Raw genomic sequence first — 20,020 nt, 5'->3', positions numbered from 1 at the left:
CCCTTGAACTACAAGTCAAGATTTAAAAATTATTTTTTTTAAATATGCAGAATTTTTAATTTGACTTCTTGATTTAGCAATATAAGGAGAAAATCCTGGTGCAAGATCTACTATTAATTTCCAAGTATCTATTGCTCTAGATTTATAATTGCCATTAGAATATGCATAAGTAGCAGTAGCAACATTATAAACTATTTCCCAAAAATCTGTAGATTCAAAAGCATTTTTTATTGCCTTATACTTATTAATTTTTTGAACAAAAGATCTTAGATTTTTAAACTGATACACAGGTTCATAATAACAAACATAATCATACATTCTTGTTAAAATTCCTACTGCGGCTATTAGTCCATGAGTAATTGAAAGTTCATAAGCTTTTAAGCGCAAATAAACTTTTGACAATAATTGATGAGTATCAATAACATTGTAATTTTTAAATCTGTAAAGATTAAAAGTAAAATCAATGCCAAAAGCTCCCCTTACTTGTTTTAAATAAGAGGTTAAATAAAATGAAACATTAAATTCACTGTTTGGCATACTATTTTCGCCTTGAGAATAATCATGATAACTATAATAATCTTTTTTAGTTGAAAACTTGTTTAATATGTCATTCAAATAATCAATCGTATCAACATAATTATTCTCAAGTTCAGCCATTTTAGCTAAAGAAAAAAGTATTTTTTTTTCAAAAGATTCATCTAATAAATAATCTTTATCTTCAAAAGACTTGTAAAGGTTTAATTTTTCAAGAATAGCATTGCCAGACATACCATAAGCTACTGACAAATAATAACTAGCTTCAGGATAAACGCCTTTTCTAAGCAAAGCTTCCTGCAAATAATTAATAGCCTGTGTAAGATTAGATTTACTAAATTCAGATTTAGAATAAAGAAATTGCCTGCCCTTTTCAAGTAAAATCCAATACGGAAAATTTTTATTACTTGAAGAATTCAAATAAATAGAAAAAGGCAAAGCAAAAAAAAATAAAAACACATTTCTCATAATAATAAATACTATTAAATTAACTCATAAATTACGAGAAAATTTAATATTAAAAGAAATAATAAATCAAAATTAAACAAACTTAAATATCATTAAGAATACCATTACAAAAAGAGCAACGGATTCTATTAATCCTAAAACTAATAGATATGTAGCAAATCCTTTCCCGGTCTCAGAAAATGCATCACAAGCGCCTGCTGCTGCTTTACCTTGAGCAAATCCAGAAACAGCAATAGCAAACCCACCACCAAGACCAGCTCCAAGTAACAACCATGGATTTGTCTGCATCATTACCTCATATAATGTGTTCATCAAAATATATCCATATATTATTTGGGTCAATGGTGCTGAAACAAAAACAATCAATAAAAATGGTGCTGGCTTTCCTTGCATATAGCATCTCTTCCATGCTCCAATAGCAGCACTACCTGCTGCTCCCATACCCAACGCAGAACCTATTGCTGAGATTGTTAAAGCTGAATTAACCCCTATTAAACCTATATCCATAAGTACTCCTTTTTATTTATTTTTTAATTTTTCTAAAAGGCTTATAAGCATATCCGCTCCATTCTTGCCCTAAATGGTTTGAAAATTCAAGCATATTAAGCCTTACTCCATGAACAATTACTGAAAGTAAAGATAACATTATATTTAAAACATGCCCAAAAAGTATAACAATAATTCCAGCTACTACAAGACCAATATTAGAAGATTTTAACAAAGGTATTGACATGGTATTAAAACTTGCTGAGATTGAAAGTCCTGCAAGTCCAACTGCAAAAAGCCTAATATAAGATATTATATCTGCGAACCCCGAAACAGTGGTTAAAAATTGCTCTATAATACCCCCAAAACTTTTCAATATACACTTGAAAAAATTTGAACCATCTTGTTTGCTAAAAACAAATACAAGTGCAACACCAAAATATATTACATTATAAACAGCATTATACATGGGAAATCGAGATTGACTTAGTATTAAATTCAAAACAAGATAATAAAGTCCAAATATACACATAAGCCAACCAATCTGTGCAATTGAATGAATATAAGGCTTTTCTTTTACTTGTCTTAAAAAATTCCAAGCATGCGCTAATGAAATTTGCAAAACTCCTATTGAAAAACAGATAAAGATAATATTTTGCACACTATTTTTCTCTGTCAAATAACTAACTTTAAATGAATTTAAAATAGGAAACATTTCAAGAATTAAAGGGCTACCAAACCAAGTCCCAGTCATAGCACCATAAAGTATCGATGATACGCTTAGATAAAATATTAACCCATGAACTGATGTTAGGGGCTTGCCTTTAATAAGAAAACTTAAACTAAGTAAAATTCCTATCAAAAAAAATATCACTCCATAAGCCGCATCACCTATTATCATACCAAAAAACACAAAGAAAAATAACATAAAGATAAAACTTATATCCCTTTCTTTATACCCGGGAATTGTCTCTAAAATATTAAAAATAGGTGCAGATAAATTGGCAATTCCTTTTCTTTTTATATAAGTTGGAATAATATCATTTTCTTCGGGATCTGCAAATTGAGCTGCAAAACCTGCTTTTAAAACTGCGCTTTTAAGAGATTCTTGACTTTCTGCTGGAACAAATCCTGTAATATACGAAAAATCATCAAAATCAGTTTGCATATCAGCTAAAACTTGCTCAAACTCTACTATTTGATCGTAATTTTTTATCTCATCTCTTAAAATATCAATATATTTATTAAAAAGAGAAATTTGAGTCAATTTTTGATCTAAAATCTCATCAACAACCTTTAATTTATTATTAATATAATCAAGATCAAAATTAAACTTAAACTCATCAGCAATTTCAATTTTTTGCTCAAACTCACCAACACTCACAAAATAAGAAGTGTTTTTTACATTTTTAATCAAAAATACATTAACACTAGAATCTCTTAATAAATTTTTATATTCACTTTTTTGGATTTTAAAAAATTGAATATAAATGTTAGACTCTTTCAATTTGTCAACATGCTCTAAAGAAAAATTTCCCCAAACAGAAATCAAATTCCTTTCATGCAATAAAGATCGTTTAATATCTTGAAATTCTTTAATTTCATTGCCTAAATTGACTATGCTTTTTGCAATATCTAAAAAATTTCCATTAGAAGATTTTAAAGCTTTAACACCTCCATCTTCTCTAAGCAGGGAAAAAGCTTGTATTAAAATTCGCCTATTATCAATGCTTTTTTTTAAAGAATCTGAATTTTTATTGCAAGAATTAATGTGAACTGCTCCAAAATCTCTTAAAATCTCTAATGATTCTTTTTTATATTTTGATAAAGTCAAAAGTAAAACTTTTTTCATTTTTACAATCATAAGCTATTCCTATTTTTTTTAATCAAACTAGATTTAGCAATTTTACCTCTTACAACAGCTGCAGTTTGCTGATCTCCAAGATATATATTAATTTTTTTTATATTAGTCTTAGCTGTTGGTATCATAACTTTCTCAAATAAATTAACTCTCTGAGATGTTATTCGAAACTCTTTTAAAAGCAAATCAATCTGTTTTTTTAAAATTTTAAGTTCTACATCAATTTGAATCACAATTTTAAGAACTTCAATCCCCTTATCTACCCAATAAGGAGAAAAAAGTAAATCATGCCTTATGTCTTCATATTCAATAGAATCGAATATAGGAATTGCAACCCCTGCAATATTTAAAGACTTTTTGACTACTGTTTTTACTTGAATCCAACTCTCAAAAGGAAATTTTTCGCTAAAAAGAGCAATCCAATTAGAAATACTCTCTTTAAGTTTTTGTTGCTCAAGATTTTTAATTCTGTAAGCATTCTCAATTTTAACAATTTCCATATAAAGTTGTTGCTTCTTAAGCTGCAAAGTAGGTAAATATCTTTTAAACATTTTAAGTTCGTCTTTTTGCTTTTTAAGATCATTTTTTGTCAATTTAATTTTAGACATAATCAATAAGTCTCTTTTTTAGGCCAATATTTTTCAATAAGGTCTGTTTTTATTCCCGTTTCTTTTGGGCTAAAACAACTAGCAAGAATATCCCAACCCAAATCTAAAGCCTCTTCTAGAGGAATATTAACAGATAAATCCATCATCTTGTTTTCAAACATATTGCTATACTTAAGCAATTTTTCATCCCACTTAGTCATATTAAATCCCATAGCCTTTTTTTCTACAGACTCTTTTGAAGACGCATAAAGCTTGATCATTGAATCCATTATAGTTCTATGATCGTCTCTAGTTCTACTATTTACCATTTGCTTAAGTCTTGAAAGCGACCCAAAAGGTTCTATTCTGCCACCTTTTAAATAATACTGACCTTCTGTAATATACCCAGTATTATCAGGAACAGGATGAGTAACATCGTCACCCGGCATTGTTGTAACCGCAAGTATTGTAATCGATCCTGCACCTTCAAAATCAATAGCTTTCTCATAACGATATGCAAGCTGAGAATATAAATCTCCAGGATAACCTCTGTTAGAAGGCACTTGTTCCATTGTAATAGATATTTCTTTCATCGCATCGGCAAAATTCGTCATGTCCGTAAGAAGCACTAAAACTTTTTTACCTTTAAGAGCAAACTTTTCAGCAACAGAAAGCGAAATATCAGGAACAGTTAAAGATTCAACAACAGAATCATTAGCAGTATGAACAAAAAAAATTGCCCTACTTAAAGCACCTCCTTTTTCCAAAGAATCTTTAAAAGTCAAATAATCATCATTCTTAAGCCCCATTCCACCAAGAATTATTAAATCAACTTCTGCTTGAAGTGCAATTCTCACAAGCAATTCATTATAAGGCTCCCCAGAAACAGAAAAAATTGGTAATTTTTGAGATTCAACAAGAGTGTTAAAAACATCTATCATTGGAAGCCCTGTCCTTATCATATTTCTAGGAACAATACGTTTTGTAGGATTTGCAGAAGGCCCCCCAATCTCAATCAAACTATCATCAAGAGTAGGACCCCCATCTCTAGGATTTCCAGAACCATCAAAAATTCTGCCTAACAAATTATCAGAAAATGAAACCTGCATTGAATGCCCCAAAAACTTTATTTCGTCTGATGTGGAAACACCTCTTGTACCACCATAAACCTGAAGAGAAACTTTTTCTCGATCAAGTTTAATTACTTCGGCTAGAGAACTTGTATCTTTTGCTTTTACAATAGCAAGCTCACCATACTTAATACCTTGAGCTGTAACAGTTATTACATTGCCTGCTATAGACTCTATTTTACTATAGACTCTTTTCATATATATATTTCTCCAAACCCCCTAAATTACCTTTTTAAAATTTATCAATTCACTCAAAGCATGCTCCAATTTATTAAACTTATAATCTTTAAAAGAAGAAAGATTCATATCTAAAAGATTTTGCCTTAATTCATTTATAAAATCTCTTGCTTGAAGCTTATCGGGAAACTCAAAGTTGGTTTTAAGAATGTTGTAAATTATATCAAACATATAATTTTGACGCTCAGAATTTACAGCAGCATCAACAGAATCAAATGAATTTTGTTGTAAATAGCATGAATCAAGAAGTTCAGATTTTAAATAAATTAAAAAATCCTCATTACTTATGCCCTCCTCTCCAACAACTTTCATCATTTGATTAATTTCGTTACCTTTTGCCAAAAAAGATCTTGCATATTCGGTCTTTTCAGAATCAATAACGCCTTTATATTTACTCCAAGATTCAAGAGGGCTAATCGCTGGAAATTTCCTAGCATCAGACCTTTCTCTTGTAAGCCCGTGAAATGCTCCTACAACCTTTAAAGTTGCTTGAGTAACTGGCTCTTCAAAATTACCACCAGCAGGACTTACAGAACCACCAACTGTTACAGATCCAATATCACCATTATTAAGAACTACAATGCCTGCCCTTTCATAAAAAGAAGCAATAATAGATTCAAGATACGCCGGAAAAGCCTCTTCACCCGGAATTTCCTCAAGACGCCCAGACATTTCTCTCATAGCTTGCGCCCATCTTGAAGTTGAATCTGCCAAAAGAAGAATATCAAGTCCCATTTGCCTGTAATACTCACCAATAGTAATAGCAGTATAAACAGAAGCTTCTCTGGCTGCAACTGGCATTGAAGATGTATTACAAATAATACAAGTCCTATCCATTAAAGATTTACCTGTTTTTGGATCTATCAATTCAGGGAATTCCTTAAGAGTTTCTACCACCTCTCCTGCTCGCTCACCACAAGCTGCAATAATCACCACATCAACATCAGCATTTCGACTTGTAACCTGTTGAAGAACCGTTTTTCCAGCTCCAAAAGGCCCTGGAATGCAAAAAGTTCCACCCTTGGCAACTGGGAAAAATGTATCTATAATCCTAGTTTGAGTCAACATAGGCTCACTAGGGATAAGTCGTTCCTTATAATTAGTAATAGGGATTTTAACAGGCCAATGAAAAGACATTGTAATATCATGCTTCATGCCAGAATCATCTTCAATTACAGCAATTTGCTCATCAATCGAATAGTCACCATCATTTACAATCTCCACAATTTTATAAGAATCTCTTTTATAAAATGGAATCATTATTTGATGGTGAACAGTTCCCTCAATCACAAAACCTAAAAAATCTCCCGCAATAACGGTGTCTCCAACCTTGGAGGTTCTTTTAAAATTCCACTTTTTATCTTTATTCAAGGGCCTTAAGTATACTCCCCTTTCTAAAAAAAATCCACACTGAATAGCCAATTCAGGCAAAGGATTTTGAAGCCCGTCATACACTTGAGTTAAAAGACCTGGTCCAAGTTCAACTGTTAAAAGCTTGTCTGTAAATTCAACTAGATCTCCAACAGATATCCCTTTTGTCAATTCAAAAATTTGTGCATCAACTTCATTGCCTCTAATACGAATTACTTCTGCTTTTAAATTTCTACCAGCCGTCTTTACAAATAAAACTTCATTCATAGAAACTGAACCTTCCACCTCAATGGTAACTAAGTTTCCAGTAACTCCAACGACTTTTCCTTTTGTATTCATTTAAATTCCTTTTCTAAACTTTTTCATTAGTGCTATCAATTAAATTTTTACAAATATTGTCAAAATTTTGAATACCCAATTTTTCTTTAAATAAATTATGCCTTAAAAATAACCTTAACTTTAAAAAGTAAATTATTAATTTCTCAAAATCAAATTCATGCCCAACCTCAAGATCAGTTAAAAATTGCCACTTAAGAAGGTCAAAACTTAATTCTATTTCAAAAGAATTTTCTTTCAAGCAGATGTTTTTCAAAATACTTAAATAGTAACTTGAAAAATAAGTGGATTCTAAATAAAAATCCCTAGACAACCCCAATTTTTCTGCCCGTAAAGCCGCAAGTGTATATCTTATTGTATCTTCAAAATCAAGAAAAAGATCAATAACCCTTGACTTACCCCTATCTACCTTAAATTCTAACAAATCTTTTAAAAAATCGAAGTCCTTTTTACTTAAAGAAATTTCGACATTATTCAAGAAGTCTGAAACACTATAATTTTTCAAAGATTTTAAATCAATATAAGGCAAAGAAGATAAAACATAATAATATGAATCCAACACAAAAGTCTCCTAGACCACTTTTATAACTTCCTTAAATCTTGGATTAAGATAATCAAAAAGAATATCTGCAATAGTTTCAGCTGAAAAATCATAATGCAAACCAATATTCTTTTTTTGAATCTTAAAACCTTTGCTTATGCCCCTGAAAGGCCTAAGTTCCACCCCTTCCTTAAACTTATTGCTAAGCTTTAATTTTAATATCTGCTCTAAACTAGAAAAATCAGATTCATTTAATTGAACAACTAATTTTTCTCCCTTAGCCCATGAATCCGTTATTTTAATTATAAGATCTGCTAAGAAATTATTATCACTAAAAACTTCTGATACATTATCTTTTAAAACATTTTCAAAAAGAGATTTAAGATTCTTTTCAACGCCAATAATTAAATCTCTAATAGCCTGACGAGAAGCTTCAAGGGCATGACATTTATAATCATTAGCTTCTTTTTCTGATTTTGCCTTTAACACTCTAGCAGCTTCTTCTGCTCTAGCAACTATTTCTTCCGCCTCTCTTTTAGCCTTCAAAATAATATCATTAGATGCTCTCTCAGCTTCTTCAAGCCCATCTTTTTTAATTTTATTTATCAGATCCTTTACTTCAAATTGCATTAAAACTCCTTATCATACAACATAAAAATAATAACTTAACACTTATTAGCAAGCAAAGCCTTTTAAAAAACATGCAATAAATTTTTTAATATCAAAAATTTTAAAATCTTAAAAAAGATATCAAGTTGACGCAATAATACTTCTTTCAAGAATATATTTACTCTCAATTATTAGAAATAATACAACCATTAAAAAAATGACCCAATAATTTTATAAACATTGCCGTCAAGCACTATATCAAGATTTTTGCTTGGAAATTTATTTTTAAGTCCTTCTCTAAAGATTTCAATACCTCTTTTATTTATCTTATCCCAAAATTCACTACTAACAAAATTTAAAGTTAATATCTCAATAATAATCAAATAACCTCTTCCAAAATTAGATCCATAACCTGATGTAAAAGTTGTTGTAACACTAAAAAGGCCATCTAAAAGACCATTCGCAGCCTTACCCCTAAAAGGTCTGTTGGGATGAATATCATAAGAATTGCCAAATTCATTCTCAAGAACAAAATCAACATCAAGGCAAATGTGAAACAATACATTTTCAAATTCATTAAATTTTGATATATTCATTTAAATTAAATCTCAACTATAGTTTTTCCAGCCCCTCCATCACCGGGATGAGCAAAATAATATTTTCTAATAAACTTCAATTCTTTTAGCAAATTGTGAACTTCTTTCATAAGATGGCCCTCCCCTTTTCCATGAATGATTTCAAATTTATTAATACCATTTAATATAATATTATCTATTTTCTTATTCAAAAAGTCTAGAGCATCAACAGCCCTCATGCCCCTAATATCAATAGTAAAACTTAATAAATTTTCCTTATTATAATCAATTGAAAAGTTAAAATTTTTACCACCCTCTTTTTTTTCTTTAAAGTTTTCCAAAGATATCTCTGAGCTAGAAACACTAACATTAAAAGCACCTACATTAACAGTAATCTTCTTTTTTGATATCCCGACTATTTTTCCTTTTGCATTAGAATTAACTATCCTAACCCTGTCTCCTATTTTAAAATCTGAAACCATATTCCTCTTATTGTTAAGAGAATTTACTTTATTTAACTTGAAGTCTACATTTTTTTCCAAATCTGATATAAAAGCTTTATTCTTTGCAACATTAATATTGCCCTCTTTTATCTCTCTAACCAAATTTTCTAAAACTTTTCTTGAACTTTTTAAAAATTCATTCTGCTCATTTAAAAGCTCTGTCTCAATATTTTTTCCCTTTAATAAAAGATCCTGATAAAAATTTTCTATCTCTTTTTCTCGCAATTCTATTTGGATTAATTTCTTATTCATACTTTCTTTAATTAAAAGTAAATCTTTTTCTTTTTCTATTAATTTTTCTAAAATTTTATTTATTTCTGTTTTTTGAGATGAATAAATTTCATTAGCACGAATTACTATGCTGCTGTCAATCAAAACCCTATTAGCAACATTAAACGCGTAACTTTCACCAGGAATGGAAAAAATTAAATTATAATTGGGCTGCATCGTTTCTAAATCCATCCGCATAGAAGCATTAACAACACCTTTATGAGTATATGCAAAATATTTAAGAGCATTATAATGAGTTGATATTAAAACATAAGAATTAATATTGATTAAATATTCAAGAATTGAAATAGCAAGCGCCTGACCCTGATCAATGTCTGTCCCTGAACAAAATTCATCAAATATTACAAGGCTATTTTTTGTAGTATATTTTAAAATATAAGAAATATTACTCATGTGGCTTGAAAAAGTTGAAAGGGAATTAGAAATTGACTGCTCATCACCAATGTCAATAAAAATGTTATCAAAAATTTTAAAAGTGCTAGACTCACCAACAGTAATAGGAATCCCAAATTGAAACATTGCACTAAGTAGTCCAATTGTCTTTAAAGTTACCGTTTTTCCACCAGCATTAGGACCAGTAATAATTACAACACGATTCTCAGAAGGAGTAAAAGTTATTGCCTTTGAATTCTTTAACAAAGGATGATGTGCATCAAAAATATTTAATACATTTGAAATCTCAGGAAATACCCCTTTAGTTTTGATTCCATAAATCGCTCGTGCTTTTAAAGAATCATAATACAAAAAATTATTATAAAGATTATCTAAAAGAACAATGTTGCTATGAACTTTAGCAGAAAGATTTTGTAAAATTTTTAAAATTATTCTTTCTTTTTCTAAACTTAAATAATTTATCCTGTTACTATCATTTATAATATCATTTGGTTCAATATATAATGTTTCACCCGATGACGAAATAGAAATAATATTGCCCTTAATTTTGCCTTTAAAATTAGACTTAAGGGCCAGGGTATATTTATTCGATTTATAATAAACAAAATTAGAAGTCAAATATTCTGCATTCAAACTAATTATTCTTTTTATCCGATTCTCAACTCGCCTATTTAAATTTTTAATTTCAAATTCAATCGAATCATATTCTTTTACAACACCACTTTTCAATTCAAGAGCATCAACATCTATATGCTCTTTCAATTCATTAAGCAAATTTTTTAAATCTGGGTTTAAAAACAATAAATCAGATAAAATTTGAACATTAAGATGCTTGATATCACTATTTTTATGTAAAAATAAATTTATTCTTAAAACCTCATCTAAAAACACTATAATATCTTTCAAATTTTCAATAGAAACTCTTGAATTTTCTTTTGATAATAATGAAATGGGATATTTTAAACTATTTATAAAAGAGTTTGGACATCCTTTAAAACCCTCAAAAAGCGTCCTAATCAGACTTACAGAGGAGAACATTTTCTCTAAACTTTCTCTTGTTTTTAATATTTTTTGATTACTTAGTAAATTAACAGTGTCTGGATTAGAAACGTATTTAGATACTAAAGATAAAATTTCATAAAAGTCAATATTTTTTAAATATTTATCTTGCTTATCTTGCATAATTTTTATAATTTTTAAGCTCTGCTAAAATCTTTAAATAGCTTTCGTATCTAAGTTTAGAAATCCCATTGCCCAAAGAACTTATAACAGAACAACAAGGTTCGCTAACATGTAAACAGGATTTATATTTACAAAAACTAGCAAAATTTTCAAACTCCTTAAAATAATACTTAAGATTTTCAAAGGGCAATGTTTCAATTCCAAACTCCTTTATTCCTGGAGTATCAACTATTATTCCACTCTCAGAATGAAATGATATTGAATAAACGGTGGTATGCTTTCCCCTAGAATACTTATGTGAAATTTCATTTACCGATTGAGAAGCTCTTGAATCAATCAAATTTATCAAAGAAGATTTGCCAACACCAGACTGGCCAATAAAAGAAGTTCTTGAATTTTTCAAAACCTCTTTTACTTCTTTAATCCCCTCATAAGTTTTAACAGAAGTTTTTAAAACCTTGTACCCTAGATTTTCATAAATTTCAGAAAATTCTTGCGCCCTTTGGCTTATTCCTTTGTCAACTTTATTAATCACAATAACAGGAACAATATTTTGCTCTTCTGCAACAACAAGAACTCTGTCAATAAAAAAATTTTTCATCTCGGGAAAATTAGCAGAACTTATAATCAAAACATTATCAATGTTAGAAACAATTGTCTGTCTAAGATCTGCTTTTTTGTTGTAACGCCACAGAATATTTTTCCTATTTAATCGCTTATCAATATACACTTTGCGAGAACCATAAATATTCCCTAAGACTATATCCCCTGGAACTAAAGGACTATACTCCTTGCACCTTGTTTCTAATACTTTACCCTTAAAAATTCCTTCATAAATTAACTTGCTGTTAAGTTCTAAAATAGAGTATATATTATTCACTCCCCAAATAACTTCAAATTCAAGATAATTCAAACTATCATTCCTTTAAAGCGGAGATTATATTTTTTGCAAAAATTTTGATAAAAAGTCAAATTTTTATTTTCGGTCAAATAAAACTCATCTACAAAATCAACATCATTTTTATAATAATTACCCTTACGTTCAGAGAAATTCATTGATCTAATAAGATTTTGTACCACTAATTCACGATTCTCATAAACAGGAATTTTTAAAAAATCTTCTATCATTACCTTAAGATGTAAATAATGCGTGCATCCAAGAAAAACAATTTCTCTACCAGTATTTATAACTTCAAATTTTAAATCTTCCAAACATCTAAGAGCATCTTTTTTGTACCTCTCTCCATACTCAACAAAATTAACAAGCTCTCCAGCAGATTTTGCAATCAAATCATTGTGTATATTTACTTGATCCTTAACAAATTTGCTTTCAAGGGTAGTATTTGTTGCAATTAAAAGAACTCTTTTTAAAGCAAGATCTGAGACTGAACTTATCTCTGGCAAAGTATAGACTACTGGAAAAACAAAATTTAATTTGTTGTATACACTGACAGAAATTGTATTACAAGCCAAAATTAATGCACCAATATTATAGATTTTTTTAAGTTTTTCAAGTAAAAATAAAACTACTTCTAAAAGATATTCAGGACTTTTTTCTCCATAAGGAAAGTTTTTATTATCGGCAACATAAACATATTGGCATCCCCCTATTTTACTTTTAATATATTTAAAATAAGAAAGTCCCCCTATTCCTGAATCAAAAACAATTATTACTTCTTTGAAATTTTTCATTACAAAATAATAATCACCCCTAAAAAGTAAAGTATAAATATTAACAAAGTTAATATCAAGAATTAAAATAATAAAAATTGTTAAATGTTTTTTTTGAAAAAAGTTTCAAGCTATAATAAAATTGATTTAACAATATTAATAAGTATTTAGGATGATAAATAAAATGTTTGCAAGCATTAAAGATATTTTAAAAAAGCCAATTTTAAACAGCAATGTTACAATAAACGGCTGGATTAGAACAAAAAGAAGTAATGGTAAGATTGGATTTATAGAAATTAATGACGGCTCAACACTTAAAGGAATTCAAGCTGTAATAAACGAAGAAGAAAATCAATTTAGTGAAAAAGATCTAAAAAAATTAACAACAGGAGCAAGCATATCGTTGACGGGCCTATTAGTGGAAAGTCCCGCAAAAGGGCAAAATTATGAAATAAAAACACATAGTTTTAACGTAATCGGAGAAACAAACCCGGAAACTTACCCATTGCAAAAGAAAAGACATTCTTTTGAATTTTTAAGAGAAATACCTCATTTAAGAATACGAACCAACACATTTGGAGCCATTGCTAGGGTAAGAAACAAAATTTCATACAAAATTCATGAATATTTCCAAAAAAATGGTTTTTTTTATATTAATACACCAATAATTACATCAAATGATGGAGAAGGTGCTGGAGAACTGTTTAGAGTTTCCACACTAAAATTTAATACACCAAACAATGCGCTTAGCAATATTGATTTTAAAGATGATTTTTTTGGAAAAGAAGCTTTTCTATCTGTCACTGGTCAATTACACGGGGAAGCATATGCTATGGCTTTATCTAAAATATATACATTCGGCCCAACATTTCGGGCAGAAAATTCTAACACTACACGACACGCTTCAGAATTTTGGATGATAGAACCAGAAATGGCTTTTTATAAGCTTAACGACAATATTACACTAGCAGAAGATCTTTTGAAATATCTTTTAAGTTCAATTTTAAACGAATGCTCACAAGATATGGATTTTTTGGAAAATTACATTGAAAAAGGTTTGATTAAAAAACTAGAAAATGTAATAAATTCAAATTTTGAGGTTATTGCCTATACTAAAGCAATTGAAATTCTTGAAAACTCAAAAAAAAATTTTGAAATAAGGCCTTACTGGGGAATAGATTTGCAAACAGATCATGAAAGATACCTAACAGAAGAAATTTTTAAAAAACCGGTAGTGGTCATTGATTATCCAAAAAATTTCAAAGCATTTTACATGAAAACAAATAAAGACAACAAAACCGTTAAAGCAATGGATATACTTGTTCCAAGAATTGGAGAGATTATAGGGGGAAGCGAAAGAGAAGATGACCTTCAAAAATTAGAAAATAGAATAAAAGAATTAAACCTAAACATTGAACATCTAAACTGGTATCTTGATCTAAGAAGATTTGGCTCGACTCCTCATTCTGGTTTTGGACTTGGACTTGAAAGATTGGTGCAATACTCAACAGGAATATCCAATATAAGAGATTCAATACCATTTCCAAGGACTCCTAAAAATCTTTATTTTTAATCAAACTAAAGGAACCAATAAGATGAAATTAACAAAACTTTACAAATTAATACTGCTCATTCTTTTTGCAACAAGATTATTTTCAGCAAAAGATGAAAAATTAAACAATAAATTGGAATTATTTTCAAACGTAGAAACAAAAATAAAAAAAAATTCTAAGACTTACAATTCAAATTTAAACAGCAAAAAGATCCAAAAAAATTCAATTTTAAAAAGAGATACAAACAATAAAAAAAATACAAATTTCAATATATACATACAAAAATCAAAAAAAATTAATTACCCTAACAGAAATTTAGGAAATAATATAAATCAAAAAACTGAAAATGGTCTAAATTTTACAACAACTAGTTATGTTAAAGTTTATCCTAGCTATAAAGATGATAACTTTCAAGAAATTAAAAATGATAATAAATTTCCAGTTAAAACCGAAAAAACTCACATGCTAATAGGCCCAATATTAAAAGATAATCTAGGAATAATAATTAAAATGTTAAAAACAAAGGGATACACTTTAATAGAATATATAGAGAACAATAATTAAGATTTATTTTTTGCCAAAAATTTTAAAATCTCATTAAACTCATCATCTATGTATTTAAAACTATTCTTATATTCACTTTCATTTAATCCTGTCAGCTCGTGATTTCCATAATGAATCCAAGTATTTAATTCTTCTTGGTTAGAATATTTATTAACATAATAATCGGGAATATAATCTACAAATCCATGATCCTTATAATCGTAAACTGCTATTTTAACATTTTTACTCTCTATACCTTTTTTTAAAACTTCACTTCTCAAATAAACAATAGTACGACCCGTATCAAAAATGTCATCAACAAATAAAACTTTATCGCCTGCCCTTAAATATTTAGGATCATATGTCCAACCATCTATCATTATCTTTTTTTGCTCATTAAAAATATCATAAGATCTAGCAACAACAGCAGCATATAAAAGAGGTTTATCTACTTTTACAAATTTAAAAAATTCGCTAATAATATTGCCAAGATAGGCTCCTCCTCTCAAAGAAACATACATAATATCTGGAATAAATCCATCTTTATAAATCTTATAAGCAAGCTTAAATCCATTAATTCTTATCTCTTCATAAGAAACATATTTCTTCATAATTAAAACTTATTCCCTTTACTCTTTCTTAATAACAATAAAATCTATTTAATCAAAATATTTTAATTGCAAATTAATAAATAGATATTTACATAAAATAAAAACATTAAAATCTAAAAGCTTTGCAACTATACATAAAACAAAAAAGGGCTAAGATCAACTCTTAACCCAAAACTAAAACTTACTAAAATGAAATTTTAAAAGAATCGTTTCCTCTTAAAATTTTATAAGTATTTTTTCCAACCTCAAGAGCATCATAAAATTCTCTTAAATTAGAAACACTTTTTGAATTTACAGAAAGAATTACATCTCCCGACTTCATCTTAATATTTGATGCTAAATTTTTATCAATATAATCAACAACAACACCTTTAATCCAATTTCTTAAATTAAGCTGAGCTTTAATATCATCAACTAATGGATATACAACAAAACCTGGAAGCATCTTTGAAGAAGAAAGCTCTTTATCCTTAGGTCTAACAGCAAGAACAATCTCAATATTTTTTTTGACATTACCTCTTAAAATTTCTACATTTACTTTCTCACCCGCATAAAAATCACTAATATATGACGTAACATCTTGAAAAACGCTCATGGACACCCCATTAACCTTAGTAATAATATCCCCTGCCCTAAGCCCCGACTTAACAGCAGGTGAACCTGGATAAAGAGAAGCAATAATTGCAGCTGAAACATCATTACCTTCAACCCCCAAGCTTTTTAGCACCTCAGAATCTCTTGTCTTTAACGGATAAAAAGAAATTCCAAGCCAAGCCGATTCAATTTTTTTACCTTTAAGGAAAAAATCCACAGTGCTTTTAATATTGTTAACAGGAATTGCAAAACCTAACCCAATATTTCCACCAGAATTTGAAGCTATCCAAGCATTAATTCCAATAACCTCACCCTTTATATTTACAAGAGGACCACCTGAATTACCTCTATTGATTGCAGCATCGGTTTGAATAAACAAATTTCTTGATTGCAAATTAGGATTTGCAGAACGTTGCAAACCACTTACAATACCTGCTGTAACTGTAAAACTAAATTGAAAAGGACTGCCTACAGCCATAACCCAATCACCTATTTCAAGCTTATCACTATCTCCAAGATCAGCTACTTTAATAGTGGCATCATCACTTTCAAAGCTAATAAGAGCGATATCTTTTTTTTCATCTTTGCCAATTAACTTAGCCTTATGCTTTTTCTTGTCGTAAGATACAACTTCAAGTTCAGTTGCCTTATCTACTACATGACTATTTGTAACCACATAAAATAATGACCTTTTTTGAGAATCTCTACCAATTATTACTCCAGACCCTGCCCAATTGCTTTTTCTCTCAGAATCAAATTCTGGCATATCAAAAAAGAAAAATGGAATAGGAAAACTCTGCTTGATTACCCCTGTTGCATGAACTTCCACAGATGATGGTAAAATTTTCTTGGAAACTTCTCTAAAAGAATCTTGTAAGGCTCGTACTGTATTGTCCTTTTCTTCTGCAAAAACAATATTGCTTCTATTAGAATCCAAATAATGCATTCCAACAAAAAACCCAATACCCAAAGCCAAAAAACTAAGAAGAAATCCAGAAAAAAACTTTTTTTCCACTTTTATAACCTCCACATAATTACTCAATTTTACTAATAATATTTAAATATTTGATTAATTTAAAATTTAAACTTCGCTTAAAATTAAAGGCAATCCATCAACAACAGCAACAGTATGTTCAAAATGTGCAGAACAACTAAAATCAGATGCAAAAACAGTCCAACCATCACTTTTTATTGAAACCTCATGCCCCTTTAAGTTTACCATAGGCTCAATAGCCAAAACCATACCCTCTTGTATTCTAATATTTTTTAAAAAAGGTGCATAATAATTAGGAACACTTGGTTCTTCGTGAAGTTGGAATCCAACACCATGACCTGTATATTCTTTAACTATTCCAAAACCAAACGGTTTTATATAATCTTCTATTGCTTTTGATATATCTAAAATTCTATTTCCCACTTTCATCTCAGCAATACCTTTGTAAAGAGAAGCATTTGTAACTTCTAAAAGTTTATCAATACTAGGATCCACATTTCCCACTTTAAAAGTTTTTGCCATATCGCTATAAAACCCATCAAGAATAACCCCACAATCAATACCAACAATATCCCCAACAGCTAATTTTCTTTTTCCGGGAATGCCGTGAATAACCTCTTCATTAACAGACGCACAAATAGTGCCCTTAAACCCACGATATCCCTTAAAAGCAGGCTTAGCTCTATTTTTAATAATAAAATCATAGGCTATCAAATCAAGTTCCTTAGTACTAATACCAGGAACAATATTCCTCTCGACTTCTAACAAAGTAAGCGCCAACAAGTTTGCTGAAGCTTTTATTTTTTTAATCTCATCTTTGGATTTCAATCTTAGTTTAGTCAAAATTCAACTTCCTTTCTCTAAGTGTATCTATCATATTTTTATAAAGTCTTCCTTCATCAGTTTCGCAAAAAGAATAAGAAGCCAAAATAGACTCTTTACCTTTTTCCATTTTCCCCAAATAAAGATAATTAATTCCTTGTTTTAAGTAGATTTTTGATACAAGCTCACGTTCATAGTGAGTACTAGAATCTTTATCATAAAAACTACTAGGCAACAAAGATATTCCTTTATTAAAATATTTTTCCGCTTCTTTATAATCTTTTTCAGAAAAGCTCAAAACTCCAAGATTATAATAAATTCCAAACATATATTTTGGGGATTTATTGTCAAAAATTATCCTTTTTGAACTAATAAAATCTCTTTTAAGAAAAAAATAATAAAATTTATAAAAATCATACCAATCTTGTTTATTTTCAGAAAAATTATAAATTCTAAAAAATAAATCCAAATCCTTTAAATCTGAATAAAGTAGCAAATTCCAAGCCAAAAATTGAGCAATACTAGAATTGTATTCTGTCTTATAAAATAGTCGCCACAAATAAGATTTTTTTGCCTCATACTTAGAATTTGTATAATTTAATGCAAAATAAAGTTTAAAAAATAACGGATCTTCCTTGTAATTAGCTATAATTTCATTAGCTTTCAAATAATTTTTAATTCTAAAATATATGCTTGCTAAATAATAACTTATTATCTTATTATCTTTAAAGACCTCATTGGCCTTATTTAAATAAGAAATTGCTCTTTTATGATCATTCTCACTATTAGCTATGAGCGCAAGATTTAAATAAACAAGAACATTGTAATCAGGAAATCTTGTATAAAGCTTTAAATATTCATTCTTAGCATTCTTAATATCTCCTTTTTTAAAATAAGCATCAGCAAGCAAAAAAAGTAAAGTAGGGTCTTCCTCATTTTTAATGGACTTGAGATTGGAAATTGCAAAATCTAAATCATTAAGATTATATGAAATATATGCAAGCTCTTTTAAAAAATTTTTGTCTTCTTTAATTTTAAAAAGTATGCGCCTAGCAGCATCCATGTTTTTTTTCTCTATATACAAAAGCATTGCATTTACTAAAAATGCATTATTTTTAAGATTTAAACCTATTTCTTCAAAAATACGAGCATCCTTTTCTTTATAAATTTTATCAATAAATTTGTTAAAATCTAAAATCCCATTATCTGCACTTAAATTTTTAATAAAAACTTCATCGTAAAGACCTTGATACTCTTCGCTATTTAAAAGATATTGATTTGCAATTCTATAAGCGTCTTTTAAAAGTCCAATTTTAAGTTTAGAATAAACTTCTAAAGCCCTTAGTTTCAAATTCCCCGGCAAAGCTTTAACACCAAGATTTACTATCTCCCCCATAAGACGATAATTACCTGTATTTAAAGCCCAAAGCTTAGCTCTTTTAACAAGGGCTAACCATTTAAATTCAGTATTAGCATAATATGATGAAAATAGCATTGCTTTTTTAGCGTCAGTGAATTTTTTTTTATCAATATAAAAATCAATTCCCATAATAAGCTTGCTAAAATCTTTCTCACCTTTTAAAAGGTATAAAATATTGGGATCAAAATATAAATAAAAACCCCCTAAAAAAACTGATACTAAGAATAATAAAATGAACACTAAAGTTTTATTTTTTTTCAATATAACTCTCCATATTTTTAAGTAAAGCATCAAGTATGCCATTTATAAACTTATAAGAGTTTTTACCGCCATATTTCTTGGCAATCAAAATTGCCTCATCAATTACAACACGTTTTGAATTTTCAAAATTTTGGAACTTTAAAGAATAGACACTCATTCTAAGTATTGCAAGATCAACCTTATCCATGCGATCTAAAGACCAATTCAAAGAAATATCCCTAATCAAGCTATCAATATGCTCTAAATTATTGAAAGTGCCATTTACTAAAGAAGAATAAAACGACTTAATAGATTCATCTTTTATGTCCAATCCTTTACTATCTTCAATATTAAAAATATCAAAAATATCATTCATTGCACTTTGATTAATATCAATGCTATAAATCTTTTGAAAAGCCAAAACTCTAACTTCATGCATTAAGTCCATAATAAAATTATATAAATAAA

19 protein-coding genes are annotated in these 20,020 nt (G+C 28.9%); 2 read left to right on the top strand and 17 right to left on the bottom strand.

What is annotated here, in order from left to right; translation table 11 throughout:
- Positions 1-15: 15 nt before the first annotated feature.
- From HNP67_RS03815 to murI, 12 genes are all read right to left on the bottom strand, one after another.
- Positions 16-1,002: a hypothetical protein gene (locus tag HNP67_RS03815; protein ID WP_184125093.1), complete on the bottom strand. Its 987-nt coding sequence runs from the start codon at positions 1,000-1,002 to the stop codon at positions 16-18.
- Between the two features lie 72 nt (positions 1,003-1,074).
- Complete coding sequence (locus tag HNP67_RS03810) at positions 1,075-1,509, bottom strand: ATP synthase subunit K (RefSeq protein ID WP_004790144.1); 435 nt, start codon at positions 1,507-1,509, stop codon at positions 1,075-1,077.
- A gap of 16 nt (positions 1,510-1,525) precedes the next feature.
- Positions 1,526-3,352 carry a V-type ATP synthase subunit I gene (locus HNP67_RS03805; protein WP_184125091.1) on the bottom strand — a complete coding sequence of 609 codons (1,827 nt, stop codon included), beginning with the start codon at positions 3,350-3,352 and terminating at the stop codon, positions 1,526-1,528.
- Positions 3,349-3,957, bottom strand: a complete 609-nt coding sequence (locus HNP67_RS03800) for a V-type ATP synthase subunit D (RefSeq protein WP_184125089.1) — start codon at positions 3,955-3,957, stop codon at positions 3,349-3,351. Before HNP67_RS03800 ends, HNP67_RS03805 begins: the two co-directional genes overlap by 4 nt.
- A gap of 2 nt (positions 3,958-3,959) precedes the next feature.
- Complete coding sequence (locus tag HNP67_RS03795) at positions 3,960-5,264, bottom strand: V-type ATP synthase subunit B (protein ID WP_184125087.1); 1,305 nt, start codon at positions 5,262-5,264, stop codon at positions 3,960-3,962.
- A 21-nt stretch (positions 5,265-5,285) separates the two neighbouring features.
- Positions 5,286-7,013, bottom strand: a complete 1,728-nt coding sequence (locus tag HNP67_RS03790) for a V-type ATP synthase subunit A (protein WP_184125085.1) — start codon at positions 7,011-7,013, stop codon at positions 5,286-5,288.
- 13 nt (positions 7,014-7,026) lie between these two features.
- Complete coding sequence (locus HNP67_RS03785; protein ID WP_184125083.1) at positions 7,027-7,572, bottom strand: hypothetical protein; 546 nt, start codon at positions 7,570-7,572, stop codon at positions 7,027-7,029.
- Positions 7,573-7,581: 9 nt separating this feature from the next.
- On the bottom strand, positions 7,582-8,181 hold the full coding sequence (locus HNP67_RS03780; RefSeq protein WP_184125081.1) for a V-type ATP synthase subunit E: 600 nt from the start codon (positions 8,179-8,181) through the stop codon (positions 7,582-7,584).
- Between the two features lie 188 nt (positions 8,182-8,369).
- The gene (locus HNP67_RS03775; protein ID WP_184125079.1) at positions 8,370-8,756 is read right to left on the bottom strand and encodes a hypothetical protein; all 387 of its coding nucleotides are present in this window, start codon (positions 8,754-8,756) and stop codon (positions 8,370-8,372) included.
- A gap of 5 nt (positions 8,757-8,761) precedes the next feature.
- Positions 8,762-11,104, bottom strand: a complete 2,343-nt coding sequence (locus tag HNP67_RS03770) for an endonuclease MutS2 (RefSeq protein WP_184125077.1) — start codon at positions 11,102-11,104, stop codon at positions 8,762-8,764.
- Positions 11,094-12,017: a ribosome small subunit-dependent GTPase A gene (gene rsgA, locus HNP67_RS03765; RefSeq protein WP_184125074.1), complete on the bottom strand. Its 924-nt coding sequence runs from the start codon at positions 12,015-12,017 to the stop codon at positions 11,094-11,096. Before rsgA ends, HNP67_RS03770 begins: the two co-directional genes overlap by 11 nt.
- A complete protein-coding gene (murI, locus tag HNP67_RS03760) occupies positions 12,014-12,796 on the bottom strand; it encodes a glutamate racemase (protein WP_184125072.1) in 783 nt (260 codons plus the stop codon). The genes rsgA and murI overlap by 4 nt, the downstream gene beginning before the upstream one ends.
- Before the next feature lie 163 nt (positions 12,797-12,959).
- Between murI and asnS the strand changes: the two genes are divergently transcribed.
- Positions 12,960-14,348, top strand: coding sequence for an asparagine--tRNA ligase (gene asnS / locus HNP67_RS03755; RefSeq protein WP_184125070.1), 1,389 nt, complete (start codon positions 12,960-12,962; stop codon positions 14,346-14,348).
- A gap of 22 nt (positions 14,349-14,370) precedes the next feature.
- Positions 14,371-14,892, top strand: coding sequence for a hypothetical protein (locus HNP67_RS03750; RefSeq protein ID WP_184125068.1), 522 nt, complete (start codon positions 14,371-14,373; stop codon positions 14,890-14,892).
- Here the strand turns inward: HNP67_RS03750 and HNP67_RS03745 are convergent.
- The 5 genes from HNP67_RS03745 to nusB all read right to left on the bottom strand — a co-directional run bounded on the left by HNP67_RS03745 (position 14,889) and on the right by nusB (position 19,991).
- The gene (locus tag HNP67_RS03745; protein WP_184125066.1) at positions 14,889-15,482 is read right to left on the bottom strand and encodes a phosphoribosyltransferase; all 594 of its coding nucleotides are present in this window, start codon (positions 15,480-15,482) and stop codon (positions 14,889-14,891) included. The two genes, HNP67_RS03750 and HNP67_RS03745, sit on opposite strands and share 4 nt — an antisense overlap.
- 184 nt (positions 15,483-15,666) lie before the next feature.
- Positions 15,667-17,091, bottom strand: a complete 1,425-nt coding sequence (gene htrA / locus HNP67_RS03740; protein WP_184125064.1) for a DegQ family serine endoprotease HtrA — start codon at positions 17,089-17,091, stop codon at positions 15,667-15,669.
- A 66-nt stretch (positions 17,092-17,157) separates the two neighbouring features.
- A complete protein-coding gene (gene map / locus HNP67_RS03735) occupies positions 17,158-17,913 on the bottom strand; it encodes a type I methionyl aminopeptidase (RefSeq protein WP_184125062.1) in 756 nt (251 codons plus the stop codon).
- Positions 17,906-19,573 (bottom strand): tetratricopeptide repeat protein, encoded by a 1,668-nt coding sequence (locus HNP67_RS03730; protein ID WP_184125060.1) that lies wholly within the window; start codon positions 19,571-19,573, stop codon positions 17,906-17,908. The genes map and HNP67_RS03730 overlap by 8 nt, the downstream gene beginning before the upstream one ends.
- Positions 19,560-19,991 carry a transcription antitermination factor NusB gene (nusB, locus tag HNP67_RS03725; protein WP_184125276.1) on the bottom strand — a complete coding sequence of 144 codons (432 nt, stop codon included), beginning with the start codon at positions 19,989-19,991 and terminating at the stop codon, positions 19,560-19,562. Before nusB ends, HNP67_RS03730 begins: the two co-directional genes overlap by 14 nt.
- Positions 19,992-20,020 lie beyond the last annotated feature (29 nt).

Origin of the sequence: Borreliella californiensis (assembly GCF_014205885.1) — a bacterium.
Lineage (GTDB): Bacteria > Spirochaetota > Spirochaetia > Borreliales > Borreliaceae > Borreliella > Borreliella californiensis.
Note: the sequence above shows the minus strand (reverse complement) of the source record. Positions and strands in the feature narration are given on the sequence as shown.

What these genes read in the sequence shown, in the direction of transcription:
- HNP67_RS03815 (WP_184125093.1), bottom strand. Translation starts at nt 1,002, where the DNA reads ATGAGAAATGTGTTTTTATTTTTTTTTGCTTTGCCTTTTTCTATTTAT.
- HNP67_RS03810 (WP_004790144.1), bottom strand. Translation starts at nt 1,509, where the DNA reads ATGGATATAGGTTTAATAGGGGTTAATTCAGCTTTAACAATCTCAGCA.
- HNP67_RS03805 (WP_184125091.1), bottom strand. Translation starts at nt 3,352, where the DNA reads ATGATTGTAAAAATGAAAAAAGTTTTACTTTTGACTTTATCAAAATAT.
- HNP67_RS03800 (WP_184125089.1), bottom strand. Translation starts at nt 3,957, where the DNA reads ATGTCTAAAATTAAATTGACAAAAAATGATCTTAAAAAGCAAAAAGAC.
- HNP67_RS03795 (WP_184125087.1), bottom strand. Translation starts at nt 5,264, where the DNA reads ATGAAAAGAGTCTATAGTAAAATAGAGTCTATAGCAGGCAATGTAATA.
- HNP67_RS03790 (WP_184125085.1), bottom strand. Translation starts at nt 7,013, where the DNA reads ATGAATACAAAAGGAAAAGTCGTTGGAGTTACTGGAAACTTAGTTACC.
- HNP67_RS03780 (WP_184125081.1), bottom strand. Translation starts at nt 8,181, where the DNA reads ATGCAATTTGAAGTAAAGGATCTGATAAATAAAATTAAAAAAGATGGG.
- HNP67_RS03775 (WP_184125079.1), bottom strand. Translation starts at nt 8,756, where the DNA reads ATGAATATATCAAAATTTAATGAATTTGAAAATGTATTGTTTCACATT.
- HNP67_RS03770 (WP_184125077.1), bottom strand. Translation starts at nt 11,104, where the DNA reads ATGCAAGATAAGCAAGATAAATATTTAAAAAATATTGACTTTTATGAA.
- murI (WP_184125072.1), bottom strand. Translation starts at nt 12,796, where the DNA reads ATGAAAAATTTCAAAGAAGTAATAATTGTTTTTGATTCAGGAATAGGG.
- asnS (WP_184125070.1), top strand. Translation starts at nt 12,960, where the DNA reads ATGTTTGCAAGCATTAAAGATATTTTAAAAAAGCCAATTTTAAACAGC.
- HNP67_RS03750 (WP_184125068.1), top strand. Translation starts at nt 14,371, where the DNA reads ATGAAATTAACAAAACTTTACAAATTAATACTGCTCATTCTTTTTGCA.
- HNP67_RS03745 (WP_184125066.1), bottom strand. Translation starts at nt 15,482, where the DNA reads ATGAAGAAATATGTTTCTTATGAAGAGATAAGAATTAATGGATTTAAG.
- nusB (WP_184125276.1), bottom strand. Translation starts at nt 19,991, where the DNA reads ATGCATGAAGTTAGAGTTTTGGCTTTTCAAAAGATTTATAGCATTGAT.